This is a genomic window from Vibrio antiquarius (assembly GCF_000024825.1).
GTDB lineage: Bacteria > Pseudomonadota > Gammaproteobacteria > Enterobacterales > Vibrionaceae > Vibrio > Vibrio diabolicus.
The window spans coordinates 1,258,253-1,281,557 of record NC_013456.1; the positions used below are offsets into that span (position 1 = coordinate 1,258,253).

General features: G+C 44.9%; 24 protein-coding genes. 11 read left to right on the forward strand and 13 right to left on the reverse strand.

Features of this window, described 5'->3' with window-relative positions; all coding sequences use genetic code 11:
• Positions 1-29: 29 nt before the first annotated feature.
• The 8 genes from VEA_RS05960 to VEA_RS05995 form a co-directional block, all read right to left on the reverse strand.
• Entirely contained in the window at positions 30-1,103 is a 1,074-nt protein-coding gene (locus VEA_RS05960; RefSeq protein WP_012841492.1) for a hypothetical protein, read from the reverse strand.
• Positions 1,100-2,212 carry an ATP-grasp domain-containing protein gene (locus VEA_RS05965; protein WP_006742539.1) on the reverse strand — a complete coding sequence of 371 codons (1,113 nt, stop codon included), beginning with the start codon at positions 2,210-2,212 and terminating at the stop codon, positions 1,100-1,102. Before VEA_RS05965 ends, VEA_RS05960 begins: the two co-directional genes overlap by 4 nt.
• Positions 2,200-3,468: a F390 synthetase-related protein gene (locus tag VEA_RS05970; protein WP_208855289.1), complete on the reverse strand. Its 1,269-nt coding sequence runs from the start codon at positions 3,466-3,468 to the stop codon at positions 2,200-2,202. The genes VEA_RS05965 and VEA_RS05970 overlap by 13 nt, the downstream gene beginning before the upstream one ends.
• Positions 3,456-4,319 (reverse strand): MBL fold metallo-hydrolase, encoded by an 864-nt coding sequence (locus VEA_RS05975; protein WP_012841494.1) that lies wholly within the window; start codon positions 4,317-4,319, stop codon positions 3,456-3,458. Before VEA_RS05975 ends, VEA_RS05970 begins: the two co-directional genes overlap by 13 nt.
• Positions 4,288-5,274, reverse strand: a complete 987-nt coding sequence (locus VEA_RS05980; protein WP_006742536.1) for an NAD-dependent epimerase/dehydratase family protein — start codon at positions 5,272-5,274, stop codon at positions 4,288-4,290. The genes VEA_RS05975 and VEA_RS05980 overlap by 32 nt, the downstream gene beginning before the upstream one ends.
• Positions 5,271-6,260, reverse strand: a complete 990-nt coding sequence (locus tag VEA_RS05985; RefSeq protein WP_006742535.1) for a ketoacyl-ACP synthase III — start codon at positions 6,258-6,260, stop codon at positions 5,271-5,273. The genes VEA_RS05980 and VEA_RS05985 overlap by 4 nt, the downstream gene beginning before the upstream one ends.
• Positions 6,261-6,454: 194 nt before the next feature.
• Positions 6,455-6,904 carry a YaiI/YqxD family protein gene (locus VEA_RS05990; RefSeq protein WP_012841495.1) on the reverse strand — a complete coding sequence of 150 codons (450 nt, stop codon included), beginning with the start codon at positions 6,902-6,904 and terminating at the stop codon, positions 6,455-6,457.
• A complete protein-coding gene (locus VEA_RS05995; RefSeq protein WP_012841496.1) occupies positions 6,901-7,194 on the reverse strand; it encodes a hypothetical protein in 294 nt (97 codons plus the stop codon). The genes VEA_RS05990 and VEA_RS05995 overlap by 4 nt, the downstream gene beginning before the upstream one ends.
• A 935-nt stretch (positions 7,195-8,129) precedes the next feature.
• On the opposite strand from VEA_RS05995, the gene VEA_RS06000 reads away from it, so the two are divergent.
• Entirely contained in the window at positions 8,130-8,615 is a 486-nt protein-coding gene (locus VEA_RS06000; protein ID WP_080936742.1) for a GNAT family N-acetyltransferase, read from the forward strand.
• Here the strand turns inward: VEA_RS06000 and VEA_RS06005 are convergent.
• Both VEA_RS06005 and VEA_RS06010 read right to left on the reverse strand, forming a co-directional pair.
• Positions 8,575-8,874, reverse strand: a complete 300-nt coding sequence (locus VEA_RS06005) for a DUF3301 domain-containing protein (RefSeq protein ID WP_012841498.1) — start codon at positions 8,872-8,874, stop codon at positions 8,575-8,577. The genes VEA_RS06000 and VEA_RS06005 overlap by 41 nt on opposite strands.
• A gap of 13 nt (positions 8,875-8,887) precedes the next feature.
• A complete protein-coding gene (locus VEA_RS06010; protein ID WP_006742534.1) occupies positions 8,888-9,925 on the reverse strand; it encodes a DUF3549 family protein in 1,038 nt (345 codons plus the stop codon).
• A 76-nt stretch (positions 9,926-10,001) separates the two neighbouring features.
• Here VEA_RS06010 and VEA_RS06015 point away from each other — a divergent pair, with 76 nt between their 5' ends.
• Together VEA_RS06015 and truC are read left to right on the forward strand one after the other, a co-directional pair.
• Positions 10,002-10,316, forward strand: a complete 315-nt coding sequence (locus tag VEA_RS06015) for a YqcC family protein (protein WP_005391784.1) — start codon at positions 10,002-10,004, stop codon at positions 10,314-10,316.
• Positions 10,317-10,320: 4 nt separating this feature from the next.
• The gene (gene truC, locus VEA_RS06020; RefSeq protein ID WP_006742533.1) at positions 10,321-11,091 is read left to right on the forward strand and encodes a tRNA pseudouridine(65) synthase TruC; all 771 of its coding nucleotides are present in this window, start codon (positions 10,321-10,323) and stop codon (positions 11,089-11,091) included.
• A gap of 91 nt (positions 11,092-11,182) precedes the next feature.
• On the opposite strand, the gene VEA_RS06025 is transcribed toward truC, so the two are convergent.
• The 3 genes from VEA_RS06025 to map form a co-directional block, all read right to left on the reverse strand.
• Positions 11,183-11,566 (reverse strand): DUF3461 family protein, encoded by a 384-nt coding sequence (locus tag VEA_RS06025; RefSeq protein WP_012841499.1) that lies wholly within the window; start codon positions 11,564-11,566, stop codon positions 11,183-11,185.
• Between the two features lie 142 nt (positions 11,567-11,708).
• Positions 11,709-14,333: a bifunctional uridylyltransferase/uridylyl-removing protein GlnD gene (gene glnD, locus VEA_RS06030; RefSeq protein ID WP_012841500.1), complete on the reverse strand. Its 2,625-nt coding sequence runs from the start codon at positions 14,331-14,333 to the stop codon at positions 11,709-11,711.
• Between the two features lie 108 nt (positions 14,334-14,441).
• Positions 14,442-15,320, reverse strand: a complete 879-nt coding sequence (gene map / locus VEA_RS06035; protein WP_005380326.1) for a type I methionyl aminopeptidase — start codon at positions 15,318-15,320, stop codon at positions 14,442-14,444.
• A gap of 384 nt (positions 15,321-15,704) precedes the next feature.
• Here map and rpsB point away from each other — a divergent pair, with 384 nt between their 5' ends.
• From rpsB to rseP, 8 genes are all read left to right on the forward strand, one after another.
• The gene (gene rpsB / locus VEA_RS06040) at positions 15,705-16,433 is read left to right on the forward strand and encodes a 30S ribosomal protein S2 (RefSeq protein ID WP_012841501.1); all 729 of its coding nucleotides are present in this window, start codon (positions 15,705-15,707) and stop codon (positions 16,431-16,433) included.
• A 132-nt stretch (positions 16,434-16,565) separates the two neighbouring features.
• Positions 16,566-17,411, forward strand: a complete 846-nt coding sequence (gene tsf / locus VEA_RS06045) for a translation elongation factor Ts (RefSeq protein WP_012841502.1) — start codon at positions 16,566-16,568, stop codon at positions 17,409-17,411.
• Positions 17,412-17,558: 147 nt separating this feature from the next.
• Positions 17,559-18,284 (forward strand): UMP kinase, encoded by a 726-nt coding sequence (gene pyrH / locus VEA_RS06050; RefSeq protein ID WP_005380329.1) that lies wholly within the window; start codon positions 17,559-17,561, stop codon positions 18,282-18,284.
• A gap of 99 nt (positions 18,285-18,383) precedes the next feature.
• Positions 18,384-18,941 (forward strand): ribosome recycling factor, encoded by a 558-nt coding sequence (gene frr / locus VEA_RS06055; protein ID WP_005380330.1) that lies wholly within the window; start codon positions 18,384-18,386, stop codon positions 18,939-18,941.
• 96 nt (positions 18,942-19,037) lie between these two features.
• A complete protein-coding gene (locus tag VEA_RS06060; protein ID WP_006741661.1) occupies positions 19,038-19,793 on the forward strand; it encodes an isoprenyl transferase in 756 nt (251 codons plus the stop codon).
• A gap of 12 nt (positions 19,794-19,805) precedes the next feature.
• Positions 19,806-20,648, forward strand: coding sequence for a phosphatidate cytidylyltransferase (locus VEA_RS06065; RefSeq protein ID WP_041852901.1), 843 nt, complete (start codon positions 19,806-19,808; stop codon positions 20,646-20,648).
• A 50-nt stretch (positions 20,649-20,698) separates the two neighbouring features.
• Positions 20,699-21,904: a 1-deoxy-D-xylulose-5-phosphate reductoisomerase gene (ispC, locus tag VEA_RS06070; protein WP_006743377.1), complete on the forward strand. Its 1,206-nt coding sequence runs from the start codon at positions 20,699-20,701 to the stop codon at positions 21,902-21,904.
• Positions 21,904-23,262 (forward strand): sigma E protease regulator RseP, encoded by a 1,359-nt coding sequence (gene rseP, locus VEA_RS06075; RefSeq protein ID WP_012841504.1) that lies wholly within the window; start codon positions 21,904-21,906, stop codon positions 23,260-23,262. The genes ispC and rseP overlap by 1 nt, the downstream gene beginning before the upstream one ends.
• The last annotated feature ends 43 nt before the right edge of the window (positions 23,263-23,305 follow it).

Sequence of the window (23,305 nt, forward strand, 5' to 3'; positions counted from 1 at the left end):
CGCAGGCTTGTTTGGCTATCGATGTCGTTTTATAGCTGAAAACGCATCAACAAAGGGCGATAAAAGTGCTGAGTGAGCCAGCACAAGCTTTGCCAAATTACGCGTTTGTACCAAGGTAAGTGCGCAATATAAACATAGCTAAATTCAATTTCTGGCTGGGCTTTTCGGTTGCGTTTAAAAGCTGGTGCCCCTGAGCTCATATTAAAGCGACGCTGGCATATCATTGCGTGGCGGATGGTATAAGCAGATATTCTTCTATACAGCGCAAAACTCTGCGGCTTATTGGTATCGTAGCCAAAAATTGGGCAAGTCATGTCGTTATCAATTTCTACTATGCCTAACGTAGCCAGCATCTCGTCTTGATAAAACAGTCCCACTAAATGCACTAAGTTATTCTGGCTAGCCTGCTTTAAATATTGGGTTGAAAACTGGATGTTATTCCGGCTGTATTTATCAAGGTAAAGCATGTCATATAACACTTTGGCGCGCTGAAACTCTTCATCAGTAGCCAGTGGCTTAAACTGCCAATCTTTATCATTAAACAGCTTGAAATCTTTTGTTAAATCTCGGTTGAAGCTGAATGCTTGCCAATCCTCAAGTAAATACACTTGTCGTGTTACCAAGCTTTGCCATTGTTGCTGTTCTAATCGCTGAATTAAGTGTGAGTGCTGAAGTTGGTTGAGGGAGCGAAGCACCAAGGGAAAGGTGGGGTATTGATCGAGTGCCACGCGGCGCAGCTCATCAAGGTTTAAGGATTCCCATTGTTCGCTATACATATTGGTGGACAAGCACTGATTGTTGAGCGTTTGGACTTGATCCAATCCAGCCAATGATAAGATTGGTTTAGTCATATTAATAAGTAGCTTACATACCCATCGAACAGCCACATTTTTGACTTTGTGAAGCTCTTCTTCGGCGTAGCCACTAAGCAGTGTCATAGGGGACACGGCATAACAGTTGTTTGGTATTTTTGGTGTTACGGAGTAGGGAATGGCAACATCATTGATATAGTAGCAACCAAAGCTTGCTGTGCATTCATTAATAGGATTCGATTGCATAAGAGTGATAAAGGTTTTATGCCATTCTTGAGAGGAAAGTGTCATGATGGCAACGCTTCTCCATTCCACTCAATATCAACGGTAGAAGCGGCGCTCCATTTTGCCTTGTTCTGCCTAGCTAACCGGAGTAATTCAAACACACTCCGGATTTGGCTCCCTACCGGCAAGTTATGCTGTTGCATTACATTCACTCCAGACCACCAATCTTGCCAAGTTCGAGCCTTAAATAGGGATAATCCACCTTCAGCGATGAGTGTTATTGGACCTAAATGATGCAATCGCTGCTTGGAAGGACTGGTAAACTCCATATTAGGAAGCAGTTGATTGCATCGAGATGAGAGTAGGTGCAAACCACTTGTGGCTCTTGGGTTGCATTCAATCACGTAGAGATCATTTTGTGATTGGATGAAGTCAAACGACACCTGCCCATGATAAGTATGACGCTCACCAAAAGCTGCGATAAAAGTATCTAGTCGTTCGCATGAGATCGGCTGAAAAGCACTGGCGGCCGATCCGTTTACACAGTATTTCGGCACATAAGCTTGGTGTGCTTTAAGGTCACCATGTTCAAAAATCGCATAGTTACACATTGGCGTTCCGTGGATTTTTTGTTGCTGCACCCAAGGATAAAGGGTCGATATCGTGGCGGCTGAAATAGACTGAGTAGTCACATCTCGTATGACTTGCCCGCCAAACCGAGAGTAAACTGGCTTTAGAACGGTTCTCTTATTAATTTCAATCTCACTTTTATCTGCGACCAAACGAGTTTTTGGAAGTGTAATCTCTGGCAAGCCTTGAAGCTGTTCAAAAACGGTCAACTTGTTGTGCAAGGCATTGAGTAGTCCCACATTGGGCAGAAAAAAATCTACTTCTGGGCATTGCTTGGCAACATGGGCCAAGTAATAAACTTCTTCACAAGTGGGTATCACCATATCAATACGCATCTGAGTAATGATTTTTAGGATCTGCTGTTGATAGGTGGGAAACGCAAATCGAGGTGAAGCGGTGGGTATATAAGACTCGATGCCTCGCAAAAATGATCCCAGAGGCTTTTTTAGCGAATCGGTGAGAATTACTTCATGCCCATGATGCATACACATGGTTGCCCACTCTAGTGCAACTGGTGCTCGGGCTCCGGTGATTAAGACCCGCATATGTTCACCACACGTCGTTGTTTATTCATTGGCGTCCAAATAGGCGTAGGGCGGTAACTAAATCTGACAGGATCAAGCCGTAATTGGTCAAACAACTTTATCAAGGCTTGATGTATAACCCTATGGTGGTGAACATCCGCTTCAATTTGAATGGTTTGTGACCCTGTTTGGGTGATTCGGTAATCCACGCGACCTTGGGCAGATAGTGTTATAGCGCGGTAGATGAGATCTGGTAACACCGTCACTGGGACGTGGTTTGAGTTTAGCGTGAGGCGATCACCACATCGTCCGGCAATTGCGCCAAGAGGTTCAAATACGCCATTATCCTGTTTATTCTCAATAATATCGTCGAGCTGATAACGAATAATTGGCTGAGTTTTACGACGAAAATCGGTAATGATTGGGCTGTAATGAGTACGTTCGGTATTCAGCCAATGTTTTTCGATGTAAACAACATCTTGATTCCAGCGCATTTGTCCATGCTGATCAGTACATGCAAGAAAACCTTCAGTACATTGATAGACTTCATGGAGTTCGCTGTCGAACCGTTGAGAAATATAGTGACGGTCACTCTCGGTTAGAACCTCTGCCCCAGAAATGATCCGCTGTGGTTGAATTGCGGGTTGACCAAATTGACCGCTGAACTGGGCGCAGAGCTGAAGAGCTTGCGCACTACCAACCAAAAGCGTGGGTTGGAACTCATCCAGCTCTTTTATCCATTCTTGGTAAGGTTTGGTTAAATCGGCATAAAAGAATGTGACAGGCCCTTTCGCGACGGATTTATACAGTGGGCTGTTGGCTCGCAAGGCTAGTGCAATTCGGTGCTTTTGCCATAGGTTGGGCAAAAGGCGAGCCAATATATTGCCGGCCCACAGTTGTGTTTCCTGCTTGTCAGCAAGAAACAACCCACGCATGCCTGATGTGCCCGAAGAAAGCCCAACCGTAACATCGCCAACTTTCGAAGCGGCAAAGTTGCGTGACTGCTCTGCTTTGAGTGCCTGCTGCATTAACTGTTCAGCATCTAAGCCCTTCGTATTTAACTCTGAAAGGTTCTCCACCATGGTTTGCTTATTCATGATAGGGAAATCACTGAGTGGTGCACCTTGAAAAGAGCGGTAATACGGTGAATGACAGCATACCCAATCCAGGTGTTGCGTTAAATGTTGTTGCTGCCACGCTTCGACTTGTTCCCTTGAACCGAAAGGGCGGTAGCGGGTTCGCCAGAATTCTGAGATAAGCGTTCTCACTTCATCCATCCTTCTTTGATTAGCTGCTGGATAGTTTCCTGACAGTGTGAAGGTACGAAGCGAACAACGTGGTGGGTTCGTTGGTAGCAACTTCTCAACTCGGAGAGGGTGTTTTTATAGGCCTTTGTGTCATCGCAAAGCATGTTCGCCAGCCAATGCTGATCGATATTTTCACTCAAGCTCTCGATTAACCAGCATGCATCGGCGAGTAAGAACAGCCAACTTTGGTCTCTTTTAACCAGCAAGCCCACTTGGCCAGCTGCATGGCCTGGCAAGCTAACCATATAAATAAGTCCATCGTCGAACATGTCTTTACAGAGCAAGTTAACCCCTTGGCACTGAGGAAGAATTTGGCTGATTGGCACAGAAAAATCACCATGAATGATGAAGTTAGATTCAAGCTGTGGAGGGAGTAGAGCTTTTAGGTAGCCTTTTCTTACGCCTCCAATTCGACCACTTTTAGTAATTGCATCCACCCCTTTTTGTTGGCAATGCAATTGAGAGTGGGAAAACTCAGACACAGCAGCAATGTGATCGGCATGGAAGTGGGAGAGCACTAAATGCTCAATATCATGAGGTTTGAGATTTTCTTTTGCTAACTGCGCAACAATCCCATGTTCTTGTTGATAGCGGCAAGGTGTTGTCCAAGCATAAAAGCGTTCAGGGAAGGGACGAGTCGCGCTAAAAAAGTGCTCGTGATATCCCGTATCAAACAGGATGTTGCCTTGTGTCGGGTGCTGAATTAACGCAACGGCTGCAGGAAATGCTCTAGGCTTAATACCAGAACCTGGTTTGACAACAAAGCCTGGGTGTACGCAGTGTCCAGCCTCAAAGATTTTTATTTTTAGACCAGTTTGCATACTGCTGTATTCCTTCTTGAATTGAAAAAAGCGGTTGGTAATTCAGGTTTTTTATCGCCTTGCTGATATCCAGAGTTTGATGATAGTTAAACAATCCTGCGCTGTATGAAGTGAGCCTTGGCTCTGGCTGATGTGGTAAGCGCCTTCGTATTTGCTCACTGAGCTTTAATAATGGTGATACCACACCGTATGGTAGTGATTGTAACGTTACTTTTAGGTTCAACCCCACACATAAAGCTTGCAGTACAGTCTCAATTGGCATTGGTTCGTTGTTGGATATATTGAAGACATCACCATGCTGAAGTCGGTCTGCCTGAGTGCAAGCGAGCATCGCCGCATGGGCAACGTTGTCGACATAAGTTAGATCAACCACTGGGTTCCTACCCGATGGCAGAAGCAGAGTGTTGTTTTTTATCGCCTTAAGCACTCTTGGGATAATCGCGCGATCGTTGGGACCAAAAATGCCACGCGGTCTTAAAATGATCGCTTTGCTTTGGCCTTTTATGGCTTCAAGTTCAGATAGGTATTTGGTGTGTGCGTAATCATTACACCAGTGTGAAGCAATGGCGTCGGTTTCTCGAATATTCCAACGGTCTTGATGGTCAAAGTAGACGCTGGTGGAGGAAATATGGATAAAACGCGAGATTTGATGCGTATTAGCCGCATTGACGAGGTTTTTGGTGGCATCTACATTGGCTTGATAAAACGCTTCCCAATTGCCCCATGGGCTTGAGAGAGCGGCACAATGGATGATTGCATCCATGCCGTGGCATACCGCATGAACAGCAGAGTGGTCTCTCAAATCGACTAAATGTGGGATTACATCGAATTGCTCAGCGAGTTGTTTGGCGATGACTGTATTTCGTGCTGTAAAATGCAGTTCATGTTGCTGGTGAAACATTCTTAGAATTGCGCTACCTAACATCCCACTGCCACCAGTGACTAATATTTTCATAGTTTTAGCACTCCCATCCCTAGTGACAACCCTGCGGCGGTGCCAGCTAATAACACATGTTTTCCTGCTGTTTCTGGCTGATTACGCAGCCAGTGTAAGTTAATTGGGAGTGAGGCTGCGACTTGGTTTCCCAAAGTCGAAAAGTGATTAACGGTTTTCTCGGTTGGTAACCCGGTGAGTGATGGAAGTTTTTTTAACCCGTGCGCACTGGCTTGATGCGGAAGAAAATAATCAATATCGCTGAGTGTTACCGGAGAGGCGTCAAAGCCTTTTTTTAGAAACGCCGGTAAGGTTTTACGCACATGTTTAAACAGTGCTTTGCCCTCCATCTCAAACTGGCAGCTTTTTAAATAGGCTTGATGCTCTGAGGTATGAGGGTTGACATGACTACCTCCGCCCTTAATTTGACAAAATGAATACCCGGTATGATGCGTTTCAAAGTGACTGGTGAGCAATCCATCACCGTTGTGTTCTTCGAGCAAAAATGCGGCGGCACCGTCTGCGAATAGGGTTGCAACTTCTGGTTTTAGCGTAAAATTTCGATTCAGTGTGATGCCAGTAGCGAGTTCGCTGGTGACAATGAGAATCCGACGGTACCGTTTTGCGAAGAATAGACTCTGAGCAAGATCAAGCGCAGAGAGAAATGATAAACAGGTGCTGTTCAAATCAAAGCTTTCTAGCCATGTTGGAGCGTCTAACGCGGCGAGAACCGCTGAGGCGTCGTAGGGCAGAGATTGGTGGTGAGTGCCGCTGGCGTAGATAAGGAGATCAATGGAGCCCAAGGTATATATGTTTCCTAAACACTGCTCTATCGCCTGCACCGCCATGTAAATAGCGGTCTCTTTTGTATTGGCTACATGACGATATTCAACGTCGAATTTATTTCGGCAGGTCCCTGGCGCCAATTTTAGGAAGCGATCCATCTCTCGATCTGACCATTGATTCGTTGGCAGGTAGCTTCCACTAGAAACGATGTTAAAGCCCATTATTCTCTATACATTTATTAAAAACGTCGTTCAAAATAAACCACGTTGCATATTGAAGCTATGGTGAGCGAGATGAAAAATAAACAGAACAAAACAAATGGGAGTAAGAGCACGCTTTGGGTGCAATGCTGAAAATGAATTTTCAGGAATGAGCCAGGCTTTGATTCGCTGGCTCAATATGAATAGAGTGAGGATTACTTCCTAAATTTAGCCAAAATACGATCTAAATGGTTCGCAAATTCGCGGCGATCGGTTTGGGAAAGCGCAGCGGGACCACCAGTCTGAATTCCGCTTGAACGCATGGTTTCCATGAAGTCGCGTATATTTAGACGCGCTTTGATGGTGTCTTTCGTATAAAGCTCGCCACGTGAACTGAGGGCTTGAGCGCCTTTAGAGATGACCTCATCTGCAAGCGGAATGTCTGATGTGATCACCAAATCGTTGGCCTCCACACGCTTAACGATTTCGTTGTCAGCGATGTCAAATCCAGCTGGAACTTGCAGCGAGTGGATGTTGTCTCTTTTGGGCACCGGGACAACGTGGTTGGCGACAAACGTACATTCAATCCCTGTGCGTTCGGCTGCACGCACAATGGTTTCGCGGATGACTTTCGGACATGCGTCTGCATCTACCCATAACTTCATGATGACTTCTCACTTAGCTTGGCTTCTAGCTCTTCAATGCGAGCGACTAGTTTTTTCACCGTGCTTTCTAGCGCTGCAAGACGATCATTATCGGTATGCGCTTGCGCTGCGACTTCAACCTTGGGAACACGCTGAGCACTTTTCCAACTTTTTATTGCGGTGATTAATGCAGGCATTGGGACGGGCGTTTTCAAGCGTGCTTTCACTAACGCTACGGTTGGTTCTTTTCCTTGTTGTTGCAGTTGTTCCATTACCGCTTCTAATTCTTTAGTAACGTCTTGAGTTAACATTTTTAATCCTTAACAACGATATATCTATCATCATACGTTGAGTCCCCTAATTTGGCGAATAGCAATTTGGAATGTGTGGTGTGAGAGATCTCTTACATAGGTTGTGAGAGAAAACGATTTCGTGAGCGGAAAAATAGAAATTACAAACATCAAGTTATTGATAAATAATGATTTAACAACTATTTAACCAATGTGGTGTGTAAATATTTATCTAGGATAGATTGTCAATTTTTAGGAAAGGCGTAAATTGAGAGTTGTCAGCAGGAAGCAGACATGGAACAGGAAAGCACCAAGGATTTGGTTATCGTCAGGAAGACGATTTGGTTGGTCAGGATGATTAATCAAGCATGGAGCGTAGGACATTGTAAGGACACTATCATCAATAGGATGTTGATGACTAAGGATAGACAATGGACCCCTCTAGGATAGAGGTCATGGACAGCGTCAGGAAGATGCAAGGGACACCGCTCAAGGAACAAGTGATGTGTGCTAACGGGGAATGTTAGCTATCAGGATGATAAGGACACCGCTAGGACGGCGACGTAAGGAATAAGCTGACGGAATCAGCCACTATTATGGATGATGCATGGAGCACTTTTAGTAGCCGGACTGCTGCGAGTAAGACCATGACCCCGATACTTATGTGTCGGGGTCTTTCTTATATAAAAAAGATACCTAGTCGTTCTCGTTGAATTAGGCACCTTGAGGTGACTTGGGTATATCAATATCACAAAATTTATAAATTCCTAATAACACTTAATAAAAAACAATCCAGATCAATATCCTTTCCAACCAGTTGGTTTAACTTTCGGCTTCTCTACAAGGTGTTATGCCCCGCAGTTATTGAGCATATTCAAGCTCATCGAGTTTGTGATCTGCGGATAAATAAAGTTTGTTGTAATCAAGGAACAGATGTGGCCATAGTAACCAGAAGAATGCTTCTTCTACCCTACAATGAGTCGTTGCAACTAGAGTTCGTCATGCTGAATTGCTGTGCGAAAAACCGTGCTGAAATGAACGGTCCGTATACTGTCGCGTCTGCCAAACAGATGTTTGAGAAAATACTGGATGATGAAAATATTTATAGTATGGCGGTGCTAGAAAGCACCAGTCGTGACTATATGGGGCACGTGTTCATTTCCCATCTCGATTCCGAGCCTGAGTTAGGGTTTATTTTTGATAAATCTTATTGGGGTAAAGGGTTAGCGACAGAAGCTCTAAAAGCGTTTTTCCCCAAGGCGTGCCGTGAGCTGGGGCTACATAAGGTTAAAGCTAACGTGAATAGCAACCATCAAGCTTCTATGGCGGTGCTGAAAAAACTGGGATTTGTTGAAACAAAAGAAAGTAAGGATCTATATGGTCCTTACTTTGAAATGGAATTTACAAGCGATGCGGTGGTAGGTGAAAGTTCTGCGGCCTGAAACCGACCATAGTTAGCTCTCCTTGGTAGCAATCGTCACCAAGCGATGAAAACTCAAATTGATACACCGTATGCCAACGCCAGACTCCGTCTGGCGTTTTTAGTTTATGGGCACCAAAGGCGATGCTGATTAATTGGAGATCCAATTGCTCACATTTACGCGTGATTGCCACTTTTGCGAGTTCGGCTTGACGACGTTGTTGCCAAAACAGATAACAGAAAAAGCATAGCCCTAAAATTGCTAAAAGATCACCAATCATCCCTTAACCTTTATTATCCCTTTGTTGCTTGTTGTAAGCTTACTAGCGCCTTTGCTAGTTCTTCAGATGGATTTGAATGTAACAGGGGCAATAGCACCATTCTTAACTCTGGTAGCATCACTAAATCGGCAAATAACTGATTAAATAGGGCTTGATTACCGGTTTGAGCTAAACGTAGCAAAAACTGTTCTGCTACCTTTTCATTGGCTAGTAAGTGCCAAGCTCGGCCAGCCACGCCAATCAGTACTTCCTGATGGCTTAAACGAGGGCTTTGTAAAATCGCTTCTAACACTGGAGAGGCAATGGCTGTTGGTGCGCCAGCCAAAGCTCGGATAAGCGCTGAAAGTAGGAAGAGATCAGGCTCGCTACTTGCGATTTCTTGTTGTGCTTTGTCGGCGATACGCTCAGCTAAACGCTCTTGTAACTCTACATGCTCAAGCGCACCCAACAGAGCATAAAGTGGTTCATTCGGTAGGTGGTTCAATGCTTTGCGTATCATTACCCCGTTTTGCTCTTTGTCCAAACGAGCGGCCATGTCGGTGATTCCTTGCAGACCTACGGTTTGCCAATTATCCCAGCCTAAGCCACCTGAAAAGTAATGCTGAGTGTGCTCATAATATTGGCTGGTAGGAAGATCGAGATTCGCGCGGACCTGGCTATGGAACACGGCCATTTTGTCTTCGGAAGGTTTGAACGTATATGGGTTATTAGACAGCTTTTGCTGTTGCTCTTCAGTGATATCATCATTGAGGCGTGTTCCCATGGCTTCCACTACGTATTTAATGAAATTGCCGATATCCGCTTGCTTTAACAAACCGCGCTCGTCCAATTCAAACTTTAGAAACCAAATCCAAGGTTGCTTTTGTTCATTCCAATAAGCGATGGCAAGGTGTGCTTTACGCTGCATTGGAAATGGGTACGGTGCTTGACCTTTTTCTACATCGGCAAACTCTTTCTTAGCGATGGTTTTGATACGACGACCAAGATCGAAGATTTGATAATCACAGCGGCTGTTGTTCAACAGTTGAGTGAGGGTTTGAATGTTTTCCATTAAATACGACGTCCTAACGTTCTTTTCACAAGAAATGGTATCATTCTCGGCTAATTCAAGGTTCGAGATAGAATTAATGGTAACAAATACTCAATTGGTCGACTTACTTCACCAACTTGAAACGCAGCTTAAAGAACATAAGTTGTGGCAACACACTAGGCCTTCAGAGCAAGCCTTACAAAGCGTGGAGCCATTTGCGATTGATACGTTGCATCCTCATGAGTGGTTGCAGTGGATCTTTATAGACAGAATGCACGTGCTAGTGGAAAACAACCAACCATTGCCAAGAGGGTTTTCTCTCGAGCCCTATTTTTCAGAAGCGTGGAAGCAGGAACCGCAGTTCGCAGAGCTGCTTGTTACAATCCGAACCATTGACGAACTGTGTAAGTAAACGAATGCTAGAACAAGAAATAGCGCGATCTTCAGAACCAGTGGAACTGGAGATCGTTTATCAGGATGAATATTTTGTAGCGGTTAACAAGCCTGCCGGCATGCTGGTGCACCGCAGTTGGTTAGATAAACACGAAACTCAGTTTGTCATGCAAACTTTGCGCGACCAAATTGGTCAGCATGTGTTCCCATTACATCGTCTGGATCGTCCAACATCTGGTGTGCTCGTGTTTGCGTTGTCGAGTGAAGTCGCGTCACAAGTCATGCCGATGTTTGCTGAACATAAAATGGAAAAGACGTACCACGCGATAGTACGTGGTTGGATTGAGGAAGAGGGCGTCTTGGATTACGCACTTAAAGTCGAGTTAGACAAGATTGCGGATAAGTTTGCTTCACAAGAAAAAGAAGCGCAAGAAGCGGTGACGGAATATAAACCGTTGGCTAAAGTGGAAGTTCCCTATTCGACGGGTAAATTTCCTACAACGCGTTATTGCTTAGTTGAGATGAAACCTAAAACGGGGCGTAAGCACCAACTTCGTCGTCATATGGCGCATCTACGCCATCCGATCGTGGGTGATACAACGCACGGAGATGGCAAGCACAACAAGCTATATCGCACAGAGTTTGATTCTCATCGTTTGCTACTGCACGCTTCAGAGTTACGGTTTGTCCATCCATTTACCGATCAAGATATTGTCATGACGGCCAATCTTGATGAGACTTGGCAGCAATTGTTTACTCGATTTGAGTGGGATGAATCGATGATCAACCGATAATCGGCGCAGTTAGATCTAGATAATGATTGAGTACAAATAAAAAGGGTTAGTATCAATGCTAACCCTTTTTTAATATTTAAGACTTAACGTTTTACTTCAGTTTTTCGAGATCTGCTTCGATCTCTGCGATCTTGCTCGAAACAACTTTTTCTAAATGACGAAGGTCTGAGAGAATTTTCTCTTTGATATCAACCTCAGGTTGTTTCGTTGGCTTAGTGATTTTATTCAGTTCATCAATGACCAATGTGAGGTTACGGTTGATTTCCGTTACTTCTTTATATTTGTGACTGCCACTGTCCACAAGAACATTTTTGATTTGGCGCGGGTATTTGAATTTAACGCTTTTGGCGAACAGCTCGCCTTTTTGCTTGTGGAAATAGATCTTGAGCACGTCTTTGTGTGCTTCTTGGCGTAGGGAATAACGTTCAATCTGCTTAGGGTCGTGAATACCCAAACCAGTGAGGTGGGGATACATAGGCTACCTCTATTACATCGAATTGATATTGATATAACTGTAGCAGCCTATGTATGAGCTAGATAGCTGATATTTAGCCAAAATGCTTAACTTGTGGGCAAGATCGCTCTCGCCCTGAACCGAAAAGATTGGCAGGTTTGATCTAAGCAGCGACCTCATCAGATAACTTTTCGATCAATCTCTCTCTTAGCTCATCCTGTTGTTCTTCACTTAATCTTCCCCCTGCATCACTGGTTAAAATAAACAAGTCTTCTGCTCGTTCACCAATGGTGGTGATTTTGGCACCATGAAGGTTGATATTTAAATCAGCAAACGTACGGCCTACTTTGGCCAACAGCCCTGGTGTGTCTAGCGCGACAAACTCCATTAAAGTATGCTTTTTACCTTTGGTTGGTAAGAAGTCGACTTTGGTTTTCACATTAAAGTGCTGAAGTTTGTTCGGAGTACGGCGTGTTTTAATCTTGGTTGGTCGGCCCGCCTCTAGTACATGGGTGAGGTGCTTAATCACCGCGGCGTGACGAGACTCATCGATCGCTTCGCCATGTTGATCGAGTACCATAAAGGTATCAATCACGTGCCCATCTTTGCTGGTCATTATTTGTGCGTCGTGTACATTAAAATTACGCCTATCTAACTCCGCCACGACCGTCGCAAATAAAGCAGGCTGGTCTTTCGTATATACAAACACCTCAGTGCCGCCACGAGTGGCTTTTTTACTGATCAAGACCAAAGGCTTAGTCGGATCTTCCATGCGAAGTAAGTGTTCGCAGTGCCACGCGATTTGCGTATGGGTATGACGAAGGAAATAGTCAGCTTTGAAGCGTTGCCACAATACTTCAATTTCGCGCGCGGCAAACCCCTCTTTGCGCAGCATTGCAGAGGCCATTTGTTGGTTGTGGCGAATTCGCTCACGCACATCGACAGGATTCTCTAACCCTCTACGTAAAGCACGTTGTGTGGAGTAATACAGCTCTGCCAGTAAGGTTCGTTTCCAAGCATTCCAAAGTTCTGGGTTGGTTGCACAAATATCTGCAACTGTCAGGCACACAAGATAATCGAGAGATTCTTCGTCTCTGACTTTTTTGGCAAATTCGGTAATCACATCGGGATCATAAATGTCTCGGCGCTGTGCGGTGACGGACATTAATAGATGATGCCTTACCAACCAAGCGACAAGTTTGGCCTCGGGCTTTGATAAGCCATGCTCAATACAGAAGTCGTAAGCCTCACCTTCGCCTATAACAGAGTGATCGCCGCCACGTCCTTTACCGATATCGTGGAAAATAGCGGCAATAATCAGCAGTTCTTTCTTTTGCATCCGAGGGTAGACGTCACAGCAAATAGGGTGCTTCGCATGATTTTCTGGGTCACTAAAGGTGTTGATGTGTTTCAGTAAGCGAATACTGTGTTCATCAACGGTGTAGGCGTGGAATAAGTCAAACTGCATTTGACCAACAATTTGACTCCATTGTGGTAAATAGGCCGCCATAACCCCTAATCGGTGCATTAGGCTGAATGCTTTATGCAGAGCATTAGGGTGACGACATAACGCCATGAACTTTTCACGCGCAGCAGGAATGGTGTGCAAAAATTTGTTGAGTCGACGGCGCGCGGTGCGCAGCTGACGTAGTGTTGGTGGGCTCACCCCTTCAATGGTTGAGTCGTTCGCGATATGTAAGAACATATCCAGAATAGTTTCTGGGCGAGCTTGAAACAATGCGGGTTTCCGCGCTTCAATCAAAGAGCCACGACGTTGGAAGTCGGCATCGAGAATCTCGGCACTTTCTGTCGCCCCACCATTAATGATCGCTTGATCAAAAAGTTTGAGTAACATTTTATTGAGCTCTGCCACACGACGAAGTGTGCGATAGAACTCTTTCATCATCATTTCTACGCCTCGGTTGCCTTCACCGACGTAGCCTAGATTTTCCGCAACTTGTGCTTGATGGGCAAAGGTCAAGCGGTTGTCATAGCGGCGAAGCTCCATGTGCAGAGCAAAACGCACTCGCCAAAGGAAGTCCTGACATTCAACCAATTCTCGGTATTCTGCGTCAGTTAAAAATCCGTATCGGCTCATTTCCAGCAATGACGTGGCACCAAAGTGACGTCGGGCGACCCAGCTTAATGTATGAATATCGCGCAGCCCGCCAGGGGTCGACTTAATGTCTGGTTCTAAGTTGTAGGTTGTATCATGGTAACGGGCATGGCGTTCTCTCTGCTCTTGAATTTTAGCGCGATAAAACGTTTCACTTGGCCAAAAGGAGTCTGATAATACGACTTTCTTCAGTGCCTGAAAGGTATCCTCGCTGCCACACAGTAGACGCGCTTCTTGAAGGTTTGTCGCGACGGTCAGATCGGCTTTACCAATTTCCGCACATTCGTTAACGGTGCGAACAGCGTGTCCGACCTCGAGTTTTAAATCCCACAACAGCGTAATGAATTCGCTGATTTTTGCTTCTAGCGCGGTCGGCAGCTTATTGTTCGACAGAATCAAAATATCGATATCGGAGAGCGGATGCAGCTCGCCACGCCCATAGCCACCCACGGCAACTAGGGAAATGTTGTAAATATCTTTGAAGCCAAAATGTTGCCACAAACGATTCAGAAGCAGATCCATGTATTCTGCCCTGGCTAAAACCAAGCTTGTTACCGGATGATGATTGAGAAACTCTTGGTTTTGATCGGAGCTAAATTTCTCTAACTCTTGTTTGAGCTCTCCGATATTGATTTGTTCATCGGAAAAGGTAAGAGGGGACTGAAGTGTCATATTTGCCATCCGTGCAAGCTAATCTAGTTACAATCTAACAAATTTGTGGCAGATAAAAAATATCCCCGCCGAAGCAGGGATATAGTAAACAACGAGTGGTCGTCAGCTTTACGCGTTTTTCATTAGGCGAGGAATCGTATCGTCGCTACGAAGCGTCAGTACTTCACAACCTTCTTTTGTTACAACAATGGTATGTTCCCATTGAGCAGAGTTCTTGCCGTCGCCTGTGTAAACGGTCCAATCGTCTTGAGCGTCAACAGAGCAACCAAATTTACCTGCGTTAATCATTGGCTCAATAGTAAAGCACATGCCTTCTTTTAGTACGCGGCGGTCTTTGTTCTTGTAATGAACCACTTGTGGTTCTTCATGGAACTCATCGCCGATACCGTGGCCACAGAAGTCTTTCACAATAGAAAACTTGTTGCGAGGGTTGTTTTTGTTGTTCTCTTTGATGTATTTCTCGATAGCTGTGCCGATGTCACCAACCGTTGAACCTGGCTTTACGGTACGCATACCAACATACAGTGCTTCTTGAGCAACCATGCATAGACGTTTGTTTGCAGGTGAAACATCACCGACTAGGAACATCTTAGAAGTGTCACCATGGTAACCTTGAGGACGCACGCTCAGATCCGCATTTTCGTCATTTGGAACGATTACGGTAATATCAACGTTTAAGATGTCGCCATCTTTTAGTACCGCTGGCTTCATTTGACCGTTGCTACCGATTTCGTCTTTTTCTGCTGGAATACCGTGGCATACGATATGGTTGATTGAAGTACAAATCGACTTAGGGAAACCATGGTAATCAAGCGGAGCAGAGTATGCGCCTTTTTCTAGAGCGTACTCATGACAGATTTTGTTCAACTCTTCTGTCGTCACACCAACTTTGATGTGTGGTTCGATCATTTCTAGAATCTCTGCGGCCAGCTTGCCCGCAATGCGCATGCGTTCTATTTCTTCAGCAGTTTTAATCTTGATTGACATTGGCTTTCTCTACTTATTCCTAAGCACGTAAACGTGCGAATGGCCGCATTCTATCAGACATCGGGGCGTTAACCCAAGTTAGATAGGAATATGCATCATTCTTAATTCGATCGTATGTTTAAAGTTTTGCTTATAAATAGGAGAAAGTGGCACGGTGAAGAAATAATTTTTACTAGCCACAGTGAGCTAAAATATGGTATAAAGCGCGCCGGAATAGAGGACTGTTCTCTTCGCTCAGCAAAGCTAAGCGGCGAAGCAAGCTTCATCCGAATAACCTTTTATCTTTAAATCACACACATTCCGTCACATATTCCGGGGTGCTGAGCAGAAGCTTGGTCGGAGTTATGGGGAATGTGGAGGCCTAACCCCATAGAGGAATTTAAAATGGCAACTGTATCAATGCGCGATATGCTAAAAGCTGGTGTTCACTTCGGTCACCAGACTCGTTACTGGAACCCAAAAATGAAGCCATTCATCTTTGGCGCTCGTAACAAAGTTCATATCATCAACCTAGAAAAAACTGTACCAATGTTCAACGACGCTCTAGCTGAACTAGCTAAAGTTGGCGAGAAGAAAGGTAAAGTTCTATTCGTAGGTACTAAGCGCGCTGCATCTGAAGCTGTTAAAGAAGCTGCAATCGCAAGCAACCAGTTTTACGTAAACAACCGCTGGTTAGGCGGTATGCTTACAAACTACAAAACAGTTCGTCAGTCTATCAAGCGTCTAAAAGATCTAGAGACTCAATCTCAAGACGGTACTTTTGACAAACTAACTAAGAAAGAAGCTCTAATGCGTACTCGCGAAATGGAGAAGCTAGAGAAATCTCTTGGTGGTATCAAAGACATGGGCGGCCTACCAGACGCTCTATTCGTAATCGACGCTGATCACGAACACATTGCAATTAAAGAAGCTAACAACCTAGGTATTCCAGTATACGCTGTGGTAGATACTAACTCTAACCCAGACGGCGTTGACTACGTAATCCCAGGTAACGACGACGCGATCCGCGCTGTACAGCTATACCTGAACGCTGCTGCTTCAGCAGTATCTGAAGGTCGTAACAAAGACGTAGCTGCAGTTGCTGAAAAAGACGGTTTCGTAGAAGCTGAATAATAGCGGCTCTGTGTCACACTTGGTCTATGTGAAACCTTTGTGTAGCATAAACTAAGTTATAGTTAGCAATGGGGGCCGACAATGTTAGGCCCCTGTTTTTTACCTTATTTCGAATCAAACGAGGAATACAGAATGGCAACTGTAACTGCTGCTCTAGTTAAAGAACTTCGCGAGCGTACTGGCGCTGGCATGATGGAATGTAAGAAAGCGCTTGTAGAAGCAAACGCTGACATCGAACTAGCAATTGAAAACATGCGTAAATCTGGCGCAGCGAAAGCAGCTAAGAAAGCTGGTAACGTTGCAGCTGAAGGCGCAATCATCATCAAAGAAGAAAACGGCGTTGCTGTTCTTCTTGAAGTTAACTGCCAAACTGACTTCGTTGCTAAAGACGGTAACTTCACTGCATTCGCAGAAGAAGTTGCAGCTGCAGCTCTAGCTTCAAAAGCGACTGTTGAAGAGCTACAAGCACAATTCGAAGACGCACGTGTAGCTCTTGTAGCTAAAATCGGTGAAAACATCACTATCCGTCGCGTAGAATACGTTCAAGGCACTGCAATTGCTTCTTACCGTCACGGTGAGAAAATCGGTGTTGTTGTTGCTGGTGAAGGCGACGCAGAAACTCTTAAGCACGTTGCAATGCACGTTGCTGCTTCTAAGCCTGAGTTCGTTAACCCAGAAGACGTACCAGCTGACGTAGTAGAAAAAGAGAAAGCGGTTCAAGTTGAAATCGCAATGAACGAAGGCAAGCCTGCTGAAATCGCTGAGAAGATGGTTGTTGGCCGCATGAAGAAATTCACTGGCGAGATCTCTCTAACAGGTCAAGCTTTCATCATGGAACCTAAGAAAACTGTAGGTGAAATGCTGAAAGAAAAAGGCGCTTCAGTTTCTACATTCGTTCGCCTAGAAGTAGGTGAAGGTATCGAGAAGAAAGAAGAAATGAGCTTCGCTGAAGAAGTTGCTGCAGCTCAAAAAGGTTAATCCTTAGAGACTGTATAAAGATTAGACCGTAGCCTTGGCTGCGGTCTTTTTATGAGCAGTGAACGATTAGCCGTGATGAATAGCCATAACTGAATTTGTGTCTATTCATGACTGTTAATCAACAACTCTCTTTGGAAGGTAAACTCCATGACTACGAACCCTAAACCAGCGTATCAACGTATTCTATTAAAACTGAGTGGTGAAGCTCTTCAAGGTGAAGACGGTTTTGGTATTGATCCTGCGGTCCTTGATCGCATGGCACAAGAAGTTAAAGAACTGGTTGAACTGGGTGTTCAGGTTGGTGTAGTTATCGGTGGCGGTAACTTGTTCCGTGGTGCAGGCCTTGCTGAAGCTGGTATGAACCGCGTAGTTGGTGACCACATGGGTATGCTTGCTACAGTAATGAATGGCCTAGCGATGCGCGATGCTCTTCACCGCGCATACGTGAATGCGCGCGTTATGTCTGCCATTCCTCTAAAAGGCGTATGTGACGACTATAATTGGGCTGATGCGATCCGTGAGCTTCGCCAAGGCCGTGTTGTCATCTTCTCTGCTGGTACGGGTAACCCGTTCTTTACAACGGATTCTGCTGCTTGCCTACGTGGTATTGAAATCGAAGCGGATGTTGTACTAAAAGCGACGAAAGTTGATGGTGTATTTACTGCTGACCCTGTAGCAAACCCAGACGCAGAGCTGTATGATAAGCTATCTTACGCAGAAGTTCTGGATAAAGAGCTGAAAGTGATGGACTTGGCGGCGTTTACGCTAGCTCGTGACCACAAAATGCCAATCCGCGTATTTAACATGAACAAGCCAGGCGCACTACGTCGCGTGGTTATGGGCGAAGCAGAAGGCACGCTAATCAACGAATAAGCTTGTCCCAAGGTGCCACCCAAAGCGTTAGGGTGGCGTTTGCTTTGCTCAACCGTTTTAGGCTTTCTTCAGGAAAGATGACATTTTTAAGGTGAAACTGTGATTAACGAAATCAAAAAAGACGCGCAAGAGCGCATGGATAAAAGCGTTGAAGCGCTTAAGAACAACCTTTCTAAAATTCGTACAGGTCGTGCACACCCAAGCCTACTATCTGGTATTTCTGTAGAATACTACGGTGCAGCAACACCTCTAAACCAAGTAGCAAACGTTATTGCTGAAGATGCACGTACACTTGCAATCACGGTTTTCGATAAAGAGCTGACTCCGAAAGTAGAAAAAGCGATCATGACGTCTGATCTTGGTCTAAATCCTATGTCTGCTGGTACTATCATCCGTGTTCCACTTCCACCACTAACGGAAGAGCGTCGTAAAGACCTAGTTAAGATTGTTCGTGGTGAAGCTGAAGGTGGTCGTGTTGCTGTTCGTAACATCCGTCGTGACGCAAACAACGATCTAAAAGCGCTTCTAAAAGATAAAGAAATCTCTGAAGATGAAGATCGTAAAGCACAAGACGAAATTCAAAAACTAACTGACGTTGCAGTTAAGAAGATCGATGAAGTTCTTGCTGCAAAAGAAAAAGAGTTGATGGAAGTTTAATACTCCCACACACATCACTGTTGGAAAACGCTGTGCTCACAGCTCAGCGTTTTTTTATGTTAGTCTATCCAACTGATGGAACTCAATTAACTCCCTATGCAAAATTCTCAAGCCTTCTCTGATTCCCTTCCTAAGCATATTGCCATCATTATGGACGGTAATGGCCGTTGGGCTAAGTCCAAAGGAAAACCTCGCGTATTTGGTCACAAAAAAGGCGTTAATGCCGTTCGTAAGACCGTGGCTGCTGCTTCAAAGCTTGGCATTAAAGCCATGACGCTATTTGCTTTTAGTAGTGAAAACTGGCGTCGTCCGGAGGAAGAAGTGGGTCTTTTGATGGAACTGTTTATCACGGTCCTGTCTAGTGAAGTAAAAAAACTACACAAAAATAATTTACGGTTGCGCGTGATCGGTGATACCAGTCGATTTAGTGAGCGTCTACAAAAGAAGATTGTAGAAGCTGAAAATCTAACGGCAGGTAACACGGGGATGGTGATCAACATTGCAGCCAATTATGGCGGTAAGTGGGACATCACAGAAGCGGCCAAAACGTTAGCGTTAAAAGCACGTAACGGTGAGATTCGTGTAGAGGATATCAATGAGCAGCTAATCACTGAGCATTTGACCATGGCAGACTTACCTGAAGTGGATCTTTTGATTCGTACCAGTGGAGAGTGTCGCATCAGCAACTTTATGTTGTGGCAAATGGCTTATGCAGAAATGTACTTTACCCCCGAGTATTGGCCGGAATTCGACGAAGACAGCTTAGTTGAAGCTGTAACTTGGTTTATCAATCGAGAGCGTCGTTTTGGCTGTACAGGGGAACAAATAAAGGCATTGATGGCAGCTCAATAAGGACTAGTTAGTTTGAAACAGAGAATAATAACAGCACTAATTTTAGCTCCCCTGGTTATTTTAGGCATTTTTAAATTACCCCTAATGGGCTTTATTGCCGCTTTAACTGCAATTACCCTATTAGGTTTTTGGGAGTGGACTCAATTTACAGGAAGCAACTCTCGCTTTGCTGCCCTCGTTCCGGCAGTCATTGTTACCGGACTTAGTTTTCTATATATTTCGCCTGACGCACATAGCCTCAACCATTTAGCAACGCCTCATTATGTTGTGCTGGGCCTTGGTTTTGTTTGGTGGATTGTTGCTAGCTTAATGGCGATTACTTATCCCAAAACGACGAAATCTTGGCAAAATAATTTTGTTTTACGCCATGTGTTTGGTTTTCTGACATTAATTCCATTCCTTTGGAGTGTAGTTATTCTTAGAGCTCATGACATTACGGTAGATCCATACCACGGAGCAAAGCTCGTGTTATACGTTTGTTTCTTGGTATGGGCTGCAGATAGCGGTGCTTACTTTGCAGGCAAAAGCTTAGGCAAACGTAAAATGGCGCCACATGTCAGTCCGAATAAAACCATTGAAGGGCTTATTGGCGGCATTATCACGGCATTGATCGTGGCGTGGGCATTTGCTGATTGGTTTGATATTCAGTTCTCCAGTCCTGTCCATATGGTGTTGATTACGTTGGTTACTGTTGTTATATCAGTGCTCGGCGATCTGGTGGAAAGTATGTTCAAGCGTGTCTCAGGCATTAAAGACAGCAGCAACATTATCCCAGGACATGGCGGTGTGCTCGATCGTATTGACAGCCTAACCGCAGCATTCCCAGTTTTTGCTCTTCTTTACTACGTATTCTAATTTATCAGGAGCGGCATTGTCGCTCCTGAGCTTTCTAACGGTCTTACAACATGCAAAAGTTAACGATTCTTGGTGCTACTGGATCCATTGGTGCAAGCACGCTTAAAGTGGTCGAACAAAACCCAGAGCTGTTTTCTGTCGTTGCCTTAGCGGCAAGCACCAACGTTGAAAAGATGATCGGGCTATGTCGTCAGTGGCAACCTAAATACGCGGTAATGGCGGACAAAGCCGCAGCGATTCAACTCCAATCTGAGTTACATTTGGTTTCGCCAAACACCGAAGTATTAGGTGGTGTGGATGCTCTATGCCATATTTCTTCATTGGACGAAGTTGACAGTGTGATGGCTGCTATTGTCGGAGCGGCTGGTCTACTGCCTACCATGGCTGCTGTGAAAGCTGGTAAGCGAGTATTGTTGGCAAATAAAGAAGCGCTGGTAATGTCAGGACAGTTATTTATTGATGCCGTAGAAGAGTTTGGTGCGGAGCTACTTCCCGTCGATAGTGAACACAATGCTATTTTCCAGTGCTTACCACAGCAAGTACAAACCAATTTAGGTCGTTGTAATTTACAAGAACATGGCATTTCTCATATTTTGCTGACTGGTTCTGGTGGTCCTTTCCGTTACACTGACATCGCAGAACTGGAAAAGGTGACTCCTGAGCAGGCGATCGCCCATCCAAACTGGTCGATGGGACCAAAGATTTCCGTTGACTCAGCCACGATGATGAACAAAGGCTTAGAGTATATCGAAGCTAAATGGTTGTTTAATGCGGCTCGCGAGCAGCTAAAGGTTATTATTCATCCGCAGTCTGTTATTCATTCAATGGTTCAATACCGCGATGGTTCGGTTTTGGCACAAATGGGTGAGCCGGATATGGCGACCCCTATTGCACTGACTATGTCATACCCATCAAGAGTTGAAGCTGGGGTTAAGCCACTAGACTTCACGCAAATTGGCGAATTGACGTTTTTGCAACCTGATTTTGCTCGTTACCCATGTTTAAAACTAGCAATTGATGCTTGTTATGAAGGTCAACATGCAACAACGGCACTGAATGCAGCGAATGAAGTCGCTGTTGATGCATTTTTAAATAACAGCCTAGGTTTTACGGATATCGCTCGCATCAATGAGTCTGTGTTGAATAAAATCAATGCAAGCTGCAAAGCTGAGAATGCGAATAGCTTGGAAAGCTTGTTAGAGCTAGATAGAATGGCACGAACTATTGCCCTAGAAACCATACGCGAGCGTAGCTGATGACAGGTATATTGTGGAATCTCATTTCTTTTATCGTCGCACTGGGCATTCTTGTCGCTGTGCACGAGTTTGGGCACTTTTGGGTTGCTCGCCGTTGCGGCGTGAAAGTTGAAAAGTTTTCAATCGGTTTCGGCAAGTCTATCTGGAGTAAGGTAGGCAAAGACGGAACGGAGTACAGCATCTCAATGATACCTCTCGGCGGCTATGTAAAAATGGTTGATAGCCGTGTTGATGAGGTGCCAGAACATGAGAAGCATTTAGCGTTTGATAAGAAGCCGCTATGGAAGCGAACGTCTATTGTTGCGGCAGGCCCTATCTTTAATTTCCTTTTCGCAATTTTCGCCTACTGGCTCGTATTTCTTATTGGTATCCCAGCAGTTAAGCCAGTAATTGGTGAAGTTACGCCCAATTCGATCGTCGCAGAAGCCGGAATTGAATCTGGAATGGAACTTAAATCGATATCTGGTATCAAAACTCCGGATTGGGAATCGGTAAATATGGGATTGATTTCTCATATTGGCGATGATTTGATGACAGTAACACTGACGTCAGCGAATGAAGTTGGTTCAGAAGTAACGAAAACGCTCGATCTGCGCGAATGGGAGTTCGACCCTGAAACTCAGTCTGCGATGCAGTCCTTGGGTTTTGCGCCGTATACACCGGAGGTGTATCGCGTTATCGAACAGGTTTCGCAAGGTGGAGCGGCGGAAAAAGCAGGTGTGCTTCCAGGTGATGAGATTGTCGCTATTGATGAACAACGCGTCACGGAGTGGAAGCAGGTTGTTGAAGCGGTTCGCTCTAATCCTGATACACCGATTGAATTAACGGTATTGCGTCAGGGCTATGAGCAAACATTAACGCTGACGCCTGGTAGCCGTGAGCTAGCTAACAAAGAAGTCGTTGGTTTTGCAGGTATTGCACCTAAAGTCGCAGAATGGCCAGAAAGTTATCGCTTCGACCTTCAGTTTGGTGTATTCGAGTCAGTAGGTAAGGCGGTAGACAAAACCGGCCAAGTCATTGGCTTGACAATCAGCATGCTTAAGAAACTGATTGTTGGTGACGTTGGTCTGAATAATCTGAGTGGTCCAATATCAATAGCCAAAGGCGCAGGTGCGACGGCTGATTATGGCTTGGTCTACTTTTTAGGTTTTCTCGCTCTAATTAGTGTTAACCTAGGTATTATTAATCTCGTTCCTTTACCAATGTTGGATGGCGGTCATTTGTTGTTTTTTGCAATTGAAGCAGTCATTCGACGTCCCGTTCCTGAGAGAGTGCAGGAAATGGGTTTTAGAATTGGTGGTGCGATCATCTTCTCGCTCATGGCGTTAGCGCTATTTAATGATTTTACTCGTCTGTGATAGTTCAGAGACAAAAGCAGTAGCAAGGAATAATTAGAACAAG

Coding starts and splice junctions, on each gene's coding strand:
- VEA_RS05965 (WP_006742539.1), bottom strand. CDS start 2,212: ATGCGGGTCTTAATCACCGGAGCCCGAGCACCAGTTGCACTAGAGTGG.
- rpsB (WP_012841501.1), top strand. CDS start 15,705: ATGGCAACTGTATCAATGCGCGATATGCTAAAAGCTGGTGTTCACTTC.
- VEA_RS05960 (WP_012841492.1), bottom strand. CDS start 1,103: ATGACACTTTCCTCTCAAGAATGGCATAAAACCTTTATCACTCTTATG.
- rseP (WP_012841504.1), top strand. CDS start 21,904: ATGACAGGTATATTGTGGAATCTCATTTCTTTTATCGTCGCACTGGGC.
- VEA_RS05970 (WP_208855289.1), bottom strand. CDS start 3,468: ATGGATGAAGTGAGAACGCTTATCTCAGAATTCTGGCGAACCCGCTAC.
- VEA_RS06005 (WP_012841498.1), bottom strand. CDS start 8,874: ATGATTGGTGATCTTTTAGCAATTTTAGGGCTATGCTTTTTCTGTTAT.
- pyrH (WP_005380329.1), top strand. CDS start 17,559: ATGACTACGAACCCTAAACCAGCGTATCAACGTATTCTATTAAAACTG.
- VEA_RS06060 (WP_006741661.1), top strand. CDS start 19,038: ATGCAAAATTCTCAAGCCTTCTCTGATTCCCTTCCTAAGCATATTGCC.
- VEA_RS05995 (WP_012841496.1), bottom strand. CDS start 7,194: ATGTTAACTCAAGACGTTACTAAAGAATTAGAAGCGGTAATGGAACAA.
- glnD (WP_012841500.1), bottom strand. CDS start 14,333: ATGACACTTCAGTCCCCTCTTACCTTTTCCGATGAACAAATCAATATC.
- VEA_RS06010 (WP_006742534.1), bottom strand. CDS start 9,925: ATGGAAAACATTCAAACCCTCACTCAACTGTTGAACAACAGCCGCTGT.
- VEA_RS06000 (WP_080936742.1), top strand. CDS start 8,130: ATGCTTCTTCTACCCTACAATGAGTCGTTGCAACTAGAGTTCGTCATG.
- VEA_RS06015 (WP_005391784.1), top strand. CDS start 10,002: ATGGTAACAAATACTCAATTGGTCGACTTACTTCACCAACTTGAAACG.
- VEA_RS05980 (WP_006742536.1), bottom strand. CDS start 5,274: ATGAAAATATTAGTCACTGGTGGCAGTGGGATGTTAGGTAGCGCAATT.
- map (WP_005380326.1), bottom strand. CDS start 15,320: ATGTCAATCAAGATTAAAACTGCTGAAGAAATAGAACGCATGCGCATT.
- truC (WP_006742533.1), top strand. CDS start 10,321: ATGCTAGAACAAGAAATAGCGCGATCTTCAGAACCAGTGGAACTGGAG.
- VEA_RS06025 (WP_012841499.1), bottom strand. CDS start 11,566: ATGTATCCCCACCTCACTGGTTTGGGTATTCACGACCCTAAGCAGATT.
- VEA_RS05990 (WP_012841495.1), bottom strand. CDS start 6,904: ATGAAGTTATGGGTAGATGCAGACGCATGTCCGAAAGTCATCCGCGAA.
- VEA_RS05975 (WP_012841494.1), bottom strand. CDS start 4,319: ATGCAAACTGGTCTAAAAATAAAAATCTTTGAGGCTGGACACTGCGTA.
- VEA_RS05985 (WP_006742535.1), bottom strand. CDS start 6,260: ATGGGCTTTAACATCGTTTCTAGTGGAAGCTACCTGCCAACGAATCAA.
- tsf (WP_012841502.1), top strand. CDS start 16,566: ATGGCAACTGTAACTGCTGCTCTAGTTAAAGAACTTCGCGAGCGTACT.
- ispC (WP_006743377.1), top strand. CDS start 20,699: ATGCAAAAGTTAACGATTCTTGGTGCTACTGGATCCATTGGTGCAAGC.